Origin of the sequence: Vibrio sp. 10N.247.310.98 (assembly GCF_041467395.1) — a bacterium.
Classification (GTDB): Bacteria; Pseudomonadota; Gammaproteobacteria; order Enterobacterales; family Vibrionaceae; genus Vibrio; species Vibrio crassostreae_C.
Genome location: NZ_JBFSUL010000008.1, coordinates 28,407 through 42,604, shown reverse-complemented (window position 1 = coordinate 42,604; position 14,198 = coordinate 28,407). Strand labels below are relative to the sequence as shown.

Sequence of the window (14,198 nt, the reverse complement as noted above, 5' to 3'; positions counted from 1 at the left end):
ATTTGTTTGTTGTTCATCGTCCTGATGAGTTTTGGCTATCCTTTTCTAACACCTTGTTGCTGGGCTGTCCTAGCCTGATCCATTTCTGTCTATACCGTTAGACTAGATGATCATCCATATCTAAGTCAGCTCCTAGCTGATGGCGGTTACTTTACCGTGTTACAAAAAGACTACAAGAGTGCGACTTCACACTTTTGTACACAAATCGATCACACATTGATAAATCAGACATAAACACAAAACGCATTAATAAAACCAATACAAAAGAAAACGCCCCGACCATTACTGATCGGGGCGTCTCTTCAATCTCGCTCGAACGTACATTCCTTTACTCTGGCTAAGAGCAAGAAACCGACAAATTAGTGTAAACCACCAACGTACTTCGATAAGGTATCAATATCAGCGTCTGTTAACTTTTTAGCTACATCACGCATCATCGCATTCATGTCGTTATTACGGTCACCATCGCGGAATTTTTCAAGTTGAGCCTTGATGTAATCTGCGTGCTGACCTGAAATCTTAGGGAAACCAGAAAGTTCGGTACCATTACCACGAGGGCCATGACAAGCAATACACGCCGTTACGCCGCGTTCTGCGTTACCCGCTGTGTAAAGAACCTTACCTTCATCTACTACATTTTCAGGAGTAGAGTTACTAGAGATAGGTAGAGAGGCGTAGTATGCCGCTAGGTCAGCCATATCTTCTTCAGATAAAGGCATCGCCATTGCACCCATTACAGGTTCGTAACGACCTTGCTTACCACCACTTGTCATACCTAGCTTAAGCTCTTTTAACTGCTTCTCTAGATACTTCTCATGTTGACCAGCCAGCTTAGGGTACTGAGTGATCAGGCTGTTGCCGTCAGCACCGTGGCAGGCAACACATGTTTGTGATTTGGCTTTACCAGCTTCAATACTACCTTGAGCCCATACTGAGCAGCTGGCTAAAAGACTCAAAATTAGCGCTAATTTCTTCATGACATTCCATTATAATTATCAAGCTTCCAGTACCACTCTATGTTGCCACTCATGGTACAATAGGCGACCTTATGCCGAGCACGGTTATTTTACACAAATTCACAAAAAAGTAATCAATCGACTACACAAAGTCGAGATGGAGTTAACAGTGAGCGTAAAAATTCATTATCAAAACACGCATTTCATTACCAGTGCACCTGATATTCGTCATTTACCAGAAGACGAAGGGATCGAAATTGCGTTTGCAGGACGCTCCAATGCTGGTAAATCTAGCGCGCTAAATCGCGTTACAAACCAAAAAAGCTTGGCGAAAACCAGTAAAACACCCGGTCGAACTCAGCTAATCAACCTATTTAAGGTAACGGACGGTTGTCATATCGTCGATTTACCTGGATATGGCTTTGCTCAAGTACCACTTGAGATGAAGAAAAAATGGCAGAAGTCGCTAGGTGAATACCTACAACGACGTGAAAGCCTGAAAGGTTTAGTGGTATTGATGGATATCCGTCACCCAATGAAAGACCTTGACCAACAAATGATCTACTGGGCTATCGATAGCCGCATCCCAGTACAGGTTTTGTTAACAAAAGCAGACAAACTGAAAAGTGGTGCGCGTAAAGCACAGCTACTGAAAATCCGTAACGATGCAAAATCTTTCGGTGGTGATGTTGCGGTTGATGTCTTCTCTTCAATGAAGGGCATCGGCGTTGACCAACTGCGTGCCAAGATGGATGAGTGGTTTGCGCCTGCGCTTGCTGATCAAATCATTGATGAGTTAGCAGACGAAGAGCACAACGACTCAGAGTAGTTCCTCTACTTATCGCTATAGGTTAGAGCACTTACAACACGTGATTTAGCCTTATCAATGCCCCTCCTTATATAGGTGGGGTATTTTTTTGCCCAAAAATGAGTGAGTTAAGCATAAGTTTTTAGTGTTAAAAATCGGATTTAGCCACTAAAACCAATAGAAGTGAACCATACTAAAAGACACATCTAAATAATCAGAACAATGAGAAAGGAATACTCATGTGGAAAACACCATTGGCCATCATTGCACTTATGTTGGTCTCACTGACAGGGTTTGCCTCTGAAGCAGAACAAGAACAAGCCCCACTGATCAATGTCGATATGACCTTAGACCTCGATGGCATGGAAAAGTACGCCCAAGATGCGAGTGAGTCTCTTGAGGTGATATCGCAATCTTTGCAGGCGATAGTCAACAACCCCAACCTAAGCGACGACCAGCAACAAGCCCTCAATCAAACCGTTGAAAGCATCAATAAGCTTGCGAGCTCCACCAAGACATCCCTCAATCAACTGCCACAAGCCTTAGACCAATCTCGACTCGCCTTTAAACAAACCAGCCAAGTGCTGTTGGATGATATTCAGACTAAGATCATCATTGCGCTGGCGGCCGTTATCGCCGTCATTATTATCGCTTTGACCGCTATCTATCTGCTTATCCTGAAACCAATGCAGCAAACCTTGGTAAAAGCGACCAACAATATCTCTTCGATGGCGCAATCCATCCAGATCACCGCCGAAGCTCTGAAATATAGCACCGAGAAACAACAGAAAATCATGGATTACATTGAGCATTCACCGACTCAATACACTGATAAATAAGGCGTGAGCCATCAATCCTTTATCGATAACTTGTAAAATAAAAGTTATTTCAAGTGATAAAACAATCGACTTAGAGACGGATTTAAATTACCAAAAGCTGATCGAATTCCAGATCTAAGGCAAATCAGGGGTTTATCACTGTGCTTGAGAAAGTGTAATAAAAGGCACTAAAAATGAGAGGTTTTACGGGGTAATTGCAGGGTGGAAATATTTTTCTTTCGCACAAGAAAAAACGCCCCAGTCAAATACTGACTGGGGCGGCTGAATCAGCCTAATCCAATAACGTGAAACAAAAGGTCTGAAAGATAGAACATCTTACCTCTGTACCCTACAAGATTTAATGTACAACAATTGCTCAGAAATGAAAACAACTTTTGTAGTTTTTTTTCATGAATGTTTTATTAAAACACCTAAATTCTTATTACGACTTAACTTTATTTGAGACAAAAAAAAGCCAGTGTTTGTGCACTGGCTCATACTAATTTGCTTATTAAGGTCAAAAACTGATTAGTGGGCTTGATCCCAGTTGTCACCGTGGCCAGCTTCCGCGACAAGCGGCACTTCTAGCTCTGCAGCGGATTCCATCAATTCTTGTACTTTACTTTCAATTTCGGCTAAAGATGACTCTTCCACTTCAAACACCAATTCATCGTGTACCTGCATAAGCAGTTTTACACGACCATCGCCTTCCGCTTGAATCCACTCATCCACCAACAACATCGCTTTCTTAATGATGTCCGCTGCTGTGCCTTGCATTGGCGCATTGATCGCCGCGCGTTCAGCAGCTTTACGACGCATGCCATTACGAGATTGAATCTCAGGAAGGTGCAGTCGACGACCGTAAATGGTTTCAACGAAGCCTTGCTCTGAAGCAGCACTGCGCGTGTCTTCCATATACTGCATTACGCCAGGGTAACGCTCGAAGTAAGTGTCCATGTAGTGCTGTGCTTCGCCACGAGGAATACCCAGTTGCTTAGCCAAGCCAAAGGCACTCATACCGTAGATAAGACCGAAGTTAACGGCTTTAGCACGACGACGTTGTTCAGTGGTCACACTCTCAATATCAACACCAATGATCTCAGCAGCCGTTGCCGCGTGGATATCTTTGCCTTGTTGGAATGCTTCCAGAAGCGCTTTATCACCCGAAAGGTGCGCCATGATACGCAATTCAATTTGAGAGTAATCGACCGCTAGAATCTTCCAGCCATGTTGTGCAACGAATGCTTGGCGGATACGACGACCTTCTTCATTACGAATTGGGATGTTCTGTAGGTTTGGATCTGTTGAAGACAAACGACCCGTTGCTGTCACCGCTTGGTGATAAGACGTATGAACACGACCCGTTTCAGCGTTGATCATCTTCGGTAGTTTATCTGTGTAGGTAGACTTGAGTTTCGCAAGGCCACGATACTCAATGATCAGCTTAGGTAGCGGGTAATCAAGAGCCAGCTCTTGCAGCACTTCTTCGTTGGTTGAAGGTGCACCTGATGGCGTTTTCTTGATAACAGGCAGACCCATTTTCTCAAACAGGATCGCTTGCAGCTGTTTTGGCGAGTTCATGTTGAACTCTTGCTCTGCAATCTCGTAGGCTTTCTGTTCTAGCTCATCCAATCGAACCGCAATCTCTTGCGATTGAGCGCCTAGCAGCATGTCATCGATGAATACGCCAGTGCGTTCAATGCGAGACATAACAGGGATCAGTGGTACTTCGATTTCTTCATAGATGGCTTTTAGCTTTTCATCTTGCTCAATGTTTTCCATCAAACGGTTATGAAGACGTAAAGTCACGTCAGCATCTTCTGCTGCGTATGGAGATGCTTCACCCAGCTCAATCTGGTTGAAAGTAAGCTGCTTCTTACCTTTACCTGCGATTTGCTCAAATGAGATGCAGCTGTGCTGAAGGAAACGCAGCGCTAGGCTATCCATATCATGCTTGCCGCCAACGCTATTAAAAACATAAGACGCTAGCATGGTGTCGTGCTTGATGCCTTTCATCTCGATACCGTAGCGCGCTAAAACGCTCATATCGTACTTCAGGTTTTGACCGACTTTAGCCTGTGCGTCATCTTCAAGAATCGGCTTAAGCTGTTCAAGTACCCAATCACGATCCAGTTGTTGAGGTGCATCTAGGTAATCATGGGCAACCGGTACGTAAGCGGCAACGCCTTCTTCGGTTGCGAATGATAGACCAACAAGGTTAGCCACCATGTAGTCCAAGCTGTCTGTTTCAGTATCAAAGGCAAACACCTCTGACGCTTTCAGTTTCTCTAGCCACGCATTAAAAGAGGCTTCATCTAAGATGGTTTCGTAGTTGCTGCGATCAATCGTCACTGCAGAGGTGTTCATTTCTACGGTAGAAGTGGTTGATGCCGTGCTGCTACGCACAGCACCCGACTTTTCATCCGCCTCAACCACGCCGCTGCCGCCGTCAAGTAGCTCGTTCAACCAAGATTTGAAGACCAGTTGACCGTATAGCTTAATCAGCTCATCCGTGTTTGGTTGGGTTTTTACGAGTGACTCTGGTGTCTCTTCTAGCTCGACGTCCAGTTTGATCGTTGCAAGCTCGTAAGACATCTCAGCGTTGTCTTTATTATCAATCAGCTTCTTAGCCATGGTCTTTGAACCACGGAAGCCAAGCGCCGCAATATCATCTAGGTTTTGGTACAACTTCTCGATGCTACCAATGCCTTGTAGTAGAGCAGTTGCTGTTTTGTCACCAACACCTGGAACGCCAGGAATGTTATCCACTTTATCGCCCATCAGTGCAAGGTAGTCGATAATCAGCTCAGGTGGGATGCCAAACTTCTCTATCACGCCTTCGCGATCCATAACCACGTTGGTCATGGTGTTGATCAAAGTAACGTTGTCATCAACCAGCTGCGCCATATCTTTATCGCCAGTACTGATCAAAACCGGCATGCCCGCTTTAGATGCTTGAGAAGCTAGCGTACCAATCACATCATCCGCTTCAACGCCTGGGATCGAGATAAGTGGTAGACCCATTGCGCGAATCACGTTGTGCAAAGGTTCGATCTGACAACGTAGATCATCCGGCATAGGTGGACGATTAGCCTTGTACTCTGGGTACATGTCATCACGGAACGTCTTTCCTTTTGCATCAAAAATAACCGCAATACGATCAGAAGCAAATTGACGCATCATGCTGCGCAGCATGTTAACTACACCGTAAACCGCGTTAGTCGGGATATCACCATTGCTCATGGTGCCAGGGTAAGCATGAAACGCGCGATATAGGTAAGAAGAGCCATCGATCAGAATCAATGGATTATCAGGAATACGAGCCATAATGTTTGTGTATCCAGTAAGTACAGAAATTATCTGTTAAGAATGCCACGTCTGTTGGTTGGATTCCACGTTGTCGATCTGTATCCGTTCACTCGGTTGTGTTCGTTATAATCGATTTGTTGTTATTTTTTGTTCTTAGACGCAAGCGTTCTGTGGATAACTCTGTTTATATTATTTATCCACCCTGTTGAGAACTACGGTGAACAACTCAAAAAACACCAATAAACAACTGAAAATAAAGAATAATTTTACAGATCGAACAGATGATCAACGATCTTTTCTCGATCTTGCGTTGTGGAAAAGAATGCTGATGGCGTTTTATTCATAAAAATACGTGCCACTAAATATGCATCTTGTTGAAATGGTAGGTATAAAAAAAAGCGACACCCGAAGATGTCGCCTAGCAAAAACCGGTAAAGCCATTCAAATTGAATACCACAGCTTTACCTAAAAGCTATAAATTACACTGGAAGCAATGTGAGCAATGTGAGCAATGTCGTGTCAAAAAGAACTTAGTACAAGTTCGCGAGAATTCTGTTGGGTAACCAAGTAGATACTTGAGTACTTAACATCCTTGTGAACATTTCCTCATTCCCTAAGACGAAGTTAATAATAATGATTCTCATTTAATAGTCAACAATTAAATGATAATAAATCTCATTTGATTTATAAACCGTTAACAGCAGTGCTTAAATTTGCTTCAAAAAATGGATTCTATGGTCATTAATGTCTTCTTTTTCTTCAAATCTTTCGATTAGGTAACCGTTTCTCAATAACAGGCGCAACATTGCAGGGAACTGGTTACGAGACTTAACCTTTAACTGTCTGTAGCCCTGCTCTTTCGCCCACTGTTCCTGAACGTCTAATTGCGCCTGTGCAACGCCTTTGTTCCTCGCGAGCGGTGACACGCCACCAAACCAGCTGTAAAAAGTATCTTGATCCAATTCATAGCCGATCTTAAAGCCAAGCAACACGCCAGCTTCTTCAGCCACTAAGATAAGGCTCTTTTTCCCTGCCAGCCGCTCTGACAGAGAAGCGACACTCTCTTTTTTAGCGAACTCAGAGATCTGCTCGACCACAGACACCACTTCTTCTAAAGAACCTTCACGTACGACAACTGACATCTTATTCATCCTTATAAACGAAAGGGCTGGCACAATGGCCAACCCTTTACTGATCACTTAAGTGAGATCTACACGGTTACTTTTCTTTTAAATGCTCAGCAGCTTGTGCGTTATCTTCAGCAAGCCACTCTGCGACATCTTTAGCGAAGTAAGTAAGAATGCCATCAGCGCCAGCACGCTTAAAGCACAACAGTGATTCCATGACGGTTTCGCGCTCTTTCAGCCAGCCGTTTTGAATCGCCGCTTTGTGCATCGCGTATTCACCAGATACTTGGTAAGCAAACGTAGGCGCTTGCAGTTCGTGCTTAACACGACGAACAATATCAAGGTAAGGCATGCCTGGTTTCACCATCACCATGTCCGCACCTTCATTAAGATCCATCGCGACTTCATGAATCGCTTCATCGCTGTTGGCTGGATCCATCTGGTAGTTCTTCTTGTTACCACCTTTCAGGTTCGAAGCACTGCCAACTGCATCACGGAATGGGCCGTAGTAGCACGATGCATATTTTGCAGAGTACGCCATAATCTGAGTATGAATATGGCCCGCTTCTTCTAACGCTTCACGGATCTTACCAATGCGACCATCCATCATATCCGATGGGGCAACTACGTCAGCACCCGCTTCAGCGTGTGATAATGCTTGCTTGATCAAGACTTCAGTCGTCTCGTCATTCATCACGTAACCATCTTCATCGATGATGCCGTCTTGGCCGTGAGTGGTGAACGGGTCTAGTGCTACGTCAGTAATAACGCCAATGTTTGGCACATGCTCTTTTAGTAAACGTACAGCGCGCTGCACCAAACCTTCTGAGTTATGAGCTTCAGCTGCGCATAAACTTTTAGCATCTTGGTTCACGACTGGAAATAGAGCAATCGCAGGAACACCCAGCTTTGACAGGTAATCTGCTTCCTCAAGCATGTAGTCGATCGACAAGCGTTCAACACCTGGCATTGACTCGACAGGCTCGCGGCGGTCTTTACCCATCAGGATAAACATTGGGTAGATTAGATCATCCACAGACAATTGATTTTCTGCCATTAGGCGACGGCTAAAGTCGTGCTTACGCATACGGCGCATACGGCGACCTGGGAATTGACCTTGAATTGAAACAGACACTAGATTCTCCTTGCCTAGTCTAAGCACCGAAATACTTAGATATGAAAAGTGCTAAATACAGGCAAAAGCATATCACTGATGGCTCAGGACGCTAGCAGTAAAATATGAAACCCACTCAAAAATAGGGATAAATGGCAAAAAATGACCTTCTCCTCACACTGCCGTATACTCATGACAACTCAGTAAAGACCGCTTTCAGGACAAAACAATGATCGACACCCATGCTCATATTTACGCTAGTGAATTCGATGAAGACCGCGAACAAGTTGTGCAGCGCGCACTGGCTCAAGGGATTGATACCATTCTATTGCCGAACATCGATTTAGAATCTATCGAACCAATGTTAGCAACGGAAGCGCAGTTTCCTGATGTGTGCCGTTCAATGATGGGCTTACACCCTTGTTATGTGGATGCGAATATCGAGCAAACCCTCAAAACCATTCGAGCTTGGTTTGATAAGCATGACTTTATCGCCGTGGGTGAGATTGGTATCGACTTGTACTGGGATAAAACCTTCAAGGCTGAACAAGAGATGGCGTTTGTGACTCAACTGCAGTGGGCAAAAGAGCTTGATCTACCTGTGGTGATCCACACTCGTGATTCCATTGAAGAGACACTTGCCCTACTTCGTAAAGAACAAGATGGCAGCTTACGCGGGGTATTCCACTGCTTTGGTAGCAGCTTAGAGGAAGCTCAAGCGATCAACGAGCTAGGCTTTCATTTAGGTTTAGGCGGCGTTTCGACCTTTAAGAACTCTGGGATGGACAAGGTGATCCCACATCTCGATATGGATTACGTCATTCTAGAGACAGATTGCCCATACTTGGCACCAACACCGAATCGCGGTAAACGCAATGAACCAGCCTACACAGAATTAGTAGCAAAACGCATCGCCGAATTACGCGGAATTACCCTTGAAGAAGTCGAAAACATAACCACCAAAAATGCTAAGGCATTGTTTAATTTATGACAAATCTATTAATAAGTAATTATTACGGATTTTTCCTGAATTTATTTGAGAAAGCTAAGTGACATGTATAGTATCAACCACCTGCATATGGAGATAGTTGATTATGTGTGACCATTCACAACACTTACAACGTCAACATCGAACCCTATGGCATAAAATTTTGGGCATCAAAGAGCTCTATATATGTCAGAACTGTGGCTATCAGTTAAAGATTCGATAAACAGACATAATAAAAAAGCGGCCCTAGGCCGCTTTTTTTATTATGTGATTTTTACTGAAGCATTCCGAATCAAGATTCAGCTTCTTCCTCTTCATCCGCATCTGGCTTACGCGTATAAAAGCGTGCGAAAAACAGACCAATCTCAAACAGAATACACATTGGAATCGCCAACAGTGTTTGCGAGATCATATCTGGTGGTGTCAGCATCATACCGATGATGAAAGCACCCACCACAATGTAAGGACGCTTTTCAGACAGAGATTGAGGCGTTGTTGCCCCCGTCCAACACAACAAGATAATCGCAACAGGCACTTCAAAGGCAATACCAAAAGCAAAGAACAGCGCGAGTACAAAATCAAGATAGCTTGAGATGTCGGTTGCGAACTCTACTCCCCCTAATGATATGGCCGTAAAAAAGCCAAATACCAACGGGAATACAATAAAGTAAGCGAACGCCACACCACAGTAAAACAGCAATGAACTTGAAGCCAATAGCGGCATGATCAAGCGTTTTTCATGCTTGTATAAACCCGGAGCAACAAAAGCCCACACCTGATACAAAATAAACGGAACCGCGAGGAATATAGACGCGATCAAGGTTAATTTCAGCGGTGTGAAAAATGGCGATGCAACATCGGTTGCGATCATCGTCGCCCCTTCCGGTAGACGATCTACCAAAGGTGCTGATACGAATTCATAAATATCATTAGCAAAATAAATTAGCCCGACAAATATCACTAGCACCGCGACAATCGCACGTAGTAGGCGATTACGTAGTTCTAGAAGGTGGCTAATTAAAGGCTGTGTCTGCTCAGTCGAAGACATGTCAAACCTCTTAAACAGGAAGATCGAAAAGGAGCCGCGCGTGTATCTATCCAGTTGAATTGGTATCCACTTGAATAGTTATTTACTTGAATAGATATCTATTTAAACATCTAGCGAATCAAGTATCCGGCGACTCCTCCTTGCGAGACTATTCGGCTTTCTTATCTGACGGTGCTGAAGCTTCGCTGTTGACCTGAATGGTTTCAGATTCCACAGTTTCCATGACACTAGGTTTAGTCTCACTTGGCTTATCAGACTCAGGCTTAGCATACGGACGTTGAACCTCAGCAGCGGCCTGCTTGAGTTCATCGACTGACGCTTTAAGGTCTGGAGATAAATCTTCCATACCCATTTTTTCCGCCTTGCGTAGGTTTTCTTGCAGCTCTTGCACCTTAAGCTCATGAGAAAGTTCATCTTTCACACTGTTTGCCATGCTTTTCGCTTGTCCAACAAACTTGGAAATACTGCGAATCGCCACGGGCAAACGCTCAGGCCCTAAAACCACTAACCCAACGACAGATATTAATACCAGTTCCCAAAAACCGATATCAAACACGATTTACGCCTGCTCTTTGTCTTTCTTTGTTTCAGCAGTTGTTTCAGCGTGAGCTTCTGTCTTCTGCTGTTCAATATTCTTTGGTTCGAAGTCTGCATCTTTCTTATCTGCAGGCTTGTCTTCATCGCTCATCGCTTTTTTGAAGCCTTTAACCGCTGAACCTAAGTCACCACCCATACCGCGCAGTTTCTTTGTTCCGAATAGCAAAATTACAATTACAGCAATGATTAGAAGTTGCCAAATACTGATACCACCCATTGTCATTGTCCTCGGGTCTGTCTACACATAAAAATATTAAGAGAGTCTACTGTCTAACGACGGTAAGCTCGCCAACTAAGCAACCAAAATGTGACACCTGCGATGCCACAGCCCATAGATAGCTGCTCATAAGGGCTTGAAACTAATATTGCGGAGCATACGACTAAAGTGGCTCCAACGCCAAACAAAAACTTTCCAGTTGCTTGCTGACGCTTACTATCTCGGTAACCTTGATAAAGCTGATCCATTCTGTGGTTCATCGCTTTACCTTGGCGCAAGCTGTCATAAAGTAGCTCTGGCAGCTCTGGCAGTTTTTCTGCCCAGAATGGCGCACGCTCTTTTACTGCGTTGATCACAGCTTGCGGCCCCACCTGATTCATCATCCAGGTTTCAAGGAAAGGCTTCGCCGTTGCCCACAAATCAAGTTGCGGATACAGCTGACGGCCTAGGCCTTCGACATACAACAAGGTCTTTTGCAGAAGCACCAACTGAGGTTGAACCTCCATGTTGAAACGTCTTGCTGTATTAAATAAGTTTAGCAACACATGGCCAAATGAGATCTCGCCAAGTGGTTTTGCAAAGATTGGCTCACACACCATACGGATCGCGAACTCAAAATCATTGACGTTAGTGTCGTGTGGCACCCACCCCGAATCAACGTGTAGCTCAGCAACTTTACGGTAATCTCGATTGAAGAAAGCCAACAAGTTCTCTGCTAAATAGCGCTTATCTTCGCTATTGAGCGTACCAACAATGCCACAATCCAAACCAATCCACTGAGGGTTATCTGGATTCTCTGGGTTAACAAATACGTTGCCCGGGTGCATGTCTGCATGGAAAAAGCTATCTCGGAATACTTGGGTGAAGAATACCGTCACACCGCGTTCCGCGAGCAATTTCATGTTGGTGCCGTTGGCTTCTAGCGTCTCAATATCGGAGACTTGAATACCATAGATTCGCTCTGACACCATCAGGGTTTCGCTGCTTAGATCAGGGATAACCTCTGGAACATACAGCTCTTCACTGCCTTCAAAATTACGTCGCAGTTGAATGGCATTGGCCGCCTCACGGCGCAGGTCGAGTTCATCAAGTAACGTTTTCTCGTACTCGTGAACCACTTCAACCGGTTTCAAACGACGTGCTTCAGGAAGCGACTTAGCGACTATACGCGCCATTCGGTGCATCAGTTTTAGATCTGCGTCAATCACCGGGCGAATATCAGGTCGAATTACCTTCAGAACAATCTCACGACCGCTCTCTTTAAGCTTTGCGGTATGCACCTGAGCGATAGAAGCAGAAGCCAGTGGCTCGACATCAAAGTCGGTAAACCAGTTGTCTAAACTGCCACCCAACGCCTTTTCCATATCTTGCTTCGCCAGTTGACCATCAAACGGCGCAACTTGGTCTTGCAACAACGCCAACTGATCGGCGATATGAGGAGGGAACAGATCACGACGTGTCGACATCATCTGTCCAAACTTGATCCACACTGGACCAAGTTCTTGCAGCGCAAGGCGCAAGCGATGACCCAACTCTTTATCTTGATGCTTGTTCTTAAGCCAAAACAGTGACTTTCGCGCCAACAAAGGAGCTTTAGTCAGTTGGTGTTCCGGCATCAACTCATCAAGGCCGTATTCCAACTGTACCTTGATAATATGATAAAGACGTTTCAGTTCTGCTGGGGTCATGCTTTCTCCAACAGAGCGTTCAACTTAGCTTCAAGACGAGCAGCGGAGCTTTTTACGTCATCAACTTGGTCGCAAAAGTGCGCAACTTCTAACGGTGCAGGTGCGATCTTCCACTCTTCAGTCAGAACTTGAGCAACATGATTTTGATGCTTAGTTGCCTGTTTTGCTACAAAGCCACCGACGTTTTTAACGCCTTGCACCAAGGTATGCGCAACCACATCACCCGTTACGCGCGATAACCACTCTTCCAAATCAGGCTTGCAGTCTGTCATCAGTTGAGCGAATTTCTGAGCCAGTTGAATATCACCTTCTAAGATCAGCTTATCTTGCTTGATCAGCTTGGTGATGTTCGATTGCTCACGCAGTTCAGGTAACACCGATAGGTTCAAAGATAGGTAGCAGTCAGGCTGCCCTTCGTATTCTGACAACACATCAATCTGTTGGCTGAAAACGAAAGTGAGTGTTTTATTCAACTCTTTCAAATTGACTTGAATGATCTGCCCCTTTAAACGAGACAAACGACGAACCAGTGCTGGATCATCGTTCACGAAAGTATTTAAAGAGGTTTCAATAACCGCGGTTACCAATGGATCAAATGGCATGACTGTCCTTACCTTTGAAAACGGATAAGCCTTAACCTATCCGTTCTATCTTTATTCTTATTGTTTAGCACGCTCAGCGAGCCTGCTACCAAGCTCGACTAGAACTTGTAACCGCGGTGCAGCGCAACAATGCCGCCCGTTAGGTTGAAGTATTTTGTATTTTCAAAGCCCGCTTCTTGCATCATGCCTTCCAAAGTCTCTTGATTTGGGTGCATACGAATAGATTCTGCAAGGTAACGGTAGCTGTCTGCATCGTTAGCAATCAACTCACCCATTTTTGGCAACAGGTGGAAAGAGTATGCGTCGTAAACCTTTGATAGTGGCTCAAGCACTGGCTTAGAAAACTCAAGAACCAACAGACGGCCACCCGGCTTAAGTACGCGGTACATAGAACGCAGCGCTTGGTCTTTATCGGTTACGTTACGCAGACAGAAGCTGATCGTAATGCAATCGAAGTAGTTATCTGGGAATGGCAACTCTTCAGCGTTCGCTTGTACGTAGTGTACGTTGCCAACAATGCCGCTATCACGCAGCTTATCACGGCCAACATTCAGCATTGAGTTGTTGATATCAGCAAGAACCACGTGGCCTTTTTCACCAACGATACGCGAGAATTTCGCAGTAAGGTCGCCAGTACCACCACCAAGATCTAGGATACGCTGACCAGGGCGAACGCCACTGCAATCAATCGTGAATCGCTTCCACAAGCGGTGAACACCACCCGACATTAAGTCATTCATGATGTCGTATTTAGCGGCTACAGAGTGAAATACCTCTGCTACTTTCGCGACTTTTTCGTCTTTCGCGACTGTTTCGAAACCAAAGTGTGTGGTTTCTGACTCTACTGCTGAATTTGTCTGCACGCTTGTGTCCATAATGCTGTTATCTACCATGGTAAGTTCTCATCGACAGCACGCTCCGTGTTT

Annotated in this window: 13 protein-coding genes; 3 read left to right on the top strand and 10 right to left on the bottom strand. The window is 44.8% G+C overall.

Going from position 1 to position 14,198, the window contains the following annotated elements; genetic code table 11:
- Positions 1-359: 359 nt before the first annotated feature.
- The gene (locus AB6E78_RS05420) at positions 360-977 is read right to left on the bottom strand and encodes a cytochrome c (RefSeq protein WP_012602993.1); all 618 of its coding nucleotides are present in this window, start codon (positions 975-977) and stop codon (positions 360-362) included.
- Between the two features lie 148 nt (positions 978-1,125).
- Here AB6E78_RS05420 and yihA point away from each other — a divergent pair, with 148 nt between their 5' ends.
- The gene (gene yihA, locus AB6E78_RS05415) at positions 1,126-1,785 is read left to right on the top strand and encodes a ribosome biogenesis GTP-binding protein YihA/YsxC (protein ID WP_017060162.1); all 660 of its coding nucleotides are present in this window, start codon (positions 1,126-1,128) and stop codon (positions 1,783-1,785) included.
- Between the two features lie 218 nt (positions 1,786-2,003).
- Positions 2,004-2,603, top strand: a complete 600-nt coding sequence (locus tag AB6E78_RS05410; RefSeq protein ID WP_050652015.1) for a GTP-binding protein — start codon at positions 2,004-2,006, stop codon at positions 2,601-2,603.
- Between the two features lie 507 nt (positions 2,604-3,110).
- Here the strand turns inward: AB6E78_RS05410 and polA are convergent.
- The 3 genes from polA to hemB all read right to left on the bottom strand — a co-directional run bounded on the left by polA (position 3,111) and on the right by hemB (position 8,153).
- On the bottom strand, positions 3,111-5,909 hold the full coding sequence (gene polA, locus AB6E78_RS05405; RefSeq protein WP_372128140.1) for a DNA polymerase I: 2,799 nt from the start codon (positions 5,907-5,909) through the stop codon (positions 3,111-3,113).
- 689 nt (positions 5,910-6,598) lie between these two features.
- Entirely contained in the window at positions 6,599-7,033 is a 435-nt protein-coding gene (locus AB6E78_RS05400; RefSeq protein ID WP_017063054.1) for a GNAT family N-acetyltransferase, read from the bottom strand.
- A gap of 76 nt (positions 7,034-7,109) precedes the next feature.
- On the bottom strand, positions 7,110-8,153 hold the full coding sequence (gene hemB, locus AB6E78_RS05395) for a porphobilinogen synthase (protein ID WP_017060158.1): 1,044 nt from the start codon (positions 8,151-8,153) through the stop codon (positions 7,110-7,112).
- Between the two features lie 208 nt (positions 8,154-8,361).
- On the opposite strand from hemB, the gene AB6E78_RS05390 reads away from it, so the two are divergent.
- The gene (locus AB6E78_RS05390) at positions 8,362-9,123 is read left to right on the top strand and encodes a TatD family hydrolase (protein WP_017063053.1); all 762 of its coding nucleotides are present in this window, start codon (positions 8,362-8,364) and stop codon (positions 9,121-9,123) included.
- A gap of 289 nt (positions 9,124-9,412) precedes the next feature.
- Here AB6E78_RS05390 and tatC read toward each other — a convergent pair whose 3' ends face one another.
- The 6 genes from tatC to ubiE all read right to left on the bottom strand — a co-directional run bounded on the left by tatC (position 9,413) and on the right by ubiE (position 14,150).
- Positions 9,413-10,168, bottom strand: coding sequence for a twin-arginine translocase subunit TatC (gene tatC, locus AB6E78_RS05385; RefSeq protein ID WP_017060156.1), 756 nt, complete (start codon positions 10,166-10,168; stop codon positions 9,413-9,415).
- 148 nt (positions 10,169-10,316) lie between these two features.
- Entirely contained in the window at positions 10,317-10,724 is a 408-nt protein-coding gene (tatB, locus tag AB6E78_RS05380) for a Sec-independent protein translocase protein TatB (RefSeq protein WP_017060155.1), read from the bottom strand.
- A gap of 3 nt (positions 10,725-10,727) precedes the next feature.
- Positions 10,728-10,982 carry a Sec-independent protein translocase subunit TatA gene (gene tatA / locus AB6E78_RS05375; protein WP_017060154.1) on the bottom strand — a complete coding sequence of 85 codons (255 nt, stop codon included), beginning with the start codon at positions 10,980-10,982 and terminating at the stop codon, positions 10,728-10,730.
- Between the two features lie 53 nt (positions 10,983-11,035).
- Positions 11,036-12,670 carry a ubiquinone biosynthesis regulatory protein kinase UbiB gene (gene ubiB / locus AB6E78_RS05370; protein ID WP_372132685.1) on the bottom strand — a complete coding sequence of 545 codons (1,635 nt, stop codon included), beginning with the start codon at positions 12,668-12,670 and terminating at the stop codon, positions 11,036-11,038.
- A complete protein-coding gene (locus AB6E78_RS05365; RefSeq protein ID WP_017063051.1) occupies positions 12,667-13,272 on the bottom strand; it encodes an SCP2 domain-containing protein in 606 nt (201 codons plus the stop codon). The genes ubiB and AB6E78_RS05365 overlap by 4 nt, the downstream gene beginning before the upstream one ends.
- A 98-nt stretch (positions 13,273-13,370) precedes the next feature.
- Positions 13,371-14,150: a bifunctional demethylmenaquinone methyltransferase/2-methoxy-6-polyprenyl-1,4-benzoquinol methylase UbiE gene (ubiE, locus tag AB6E78_RS05360; protein ID WP_026012235.1), complete on the bottom strand. Its 780-nt coding sequence runs from the start codon at positions 14,148-14,150 to the stop codon at positions 13,371-13,373.
- Positions 14,151-14,198: the final 48 nt, after the last annotated feature.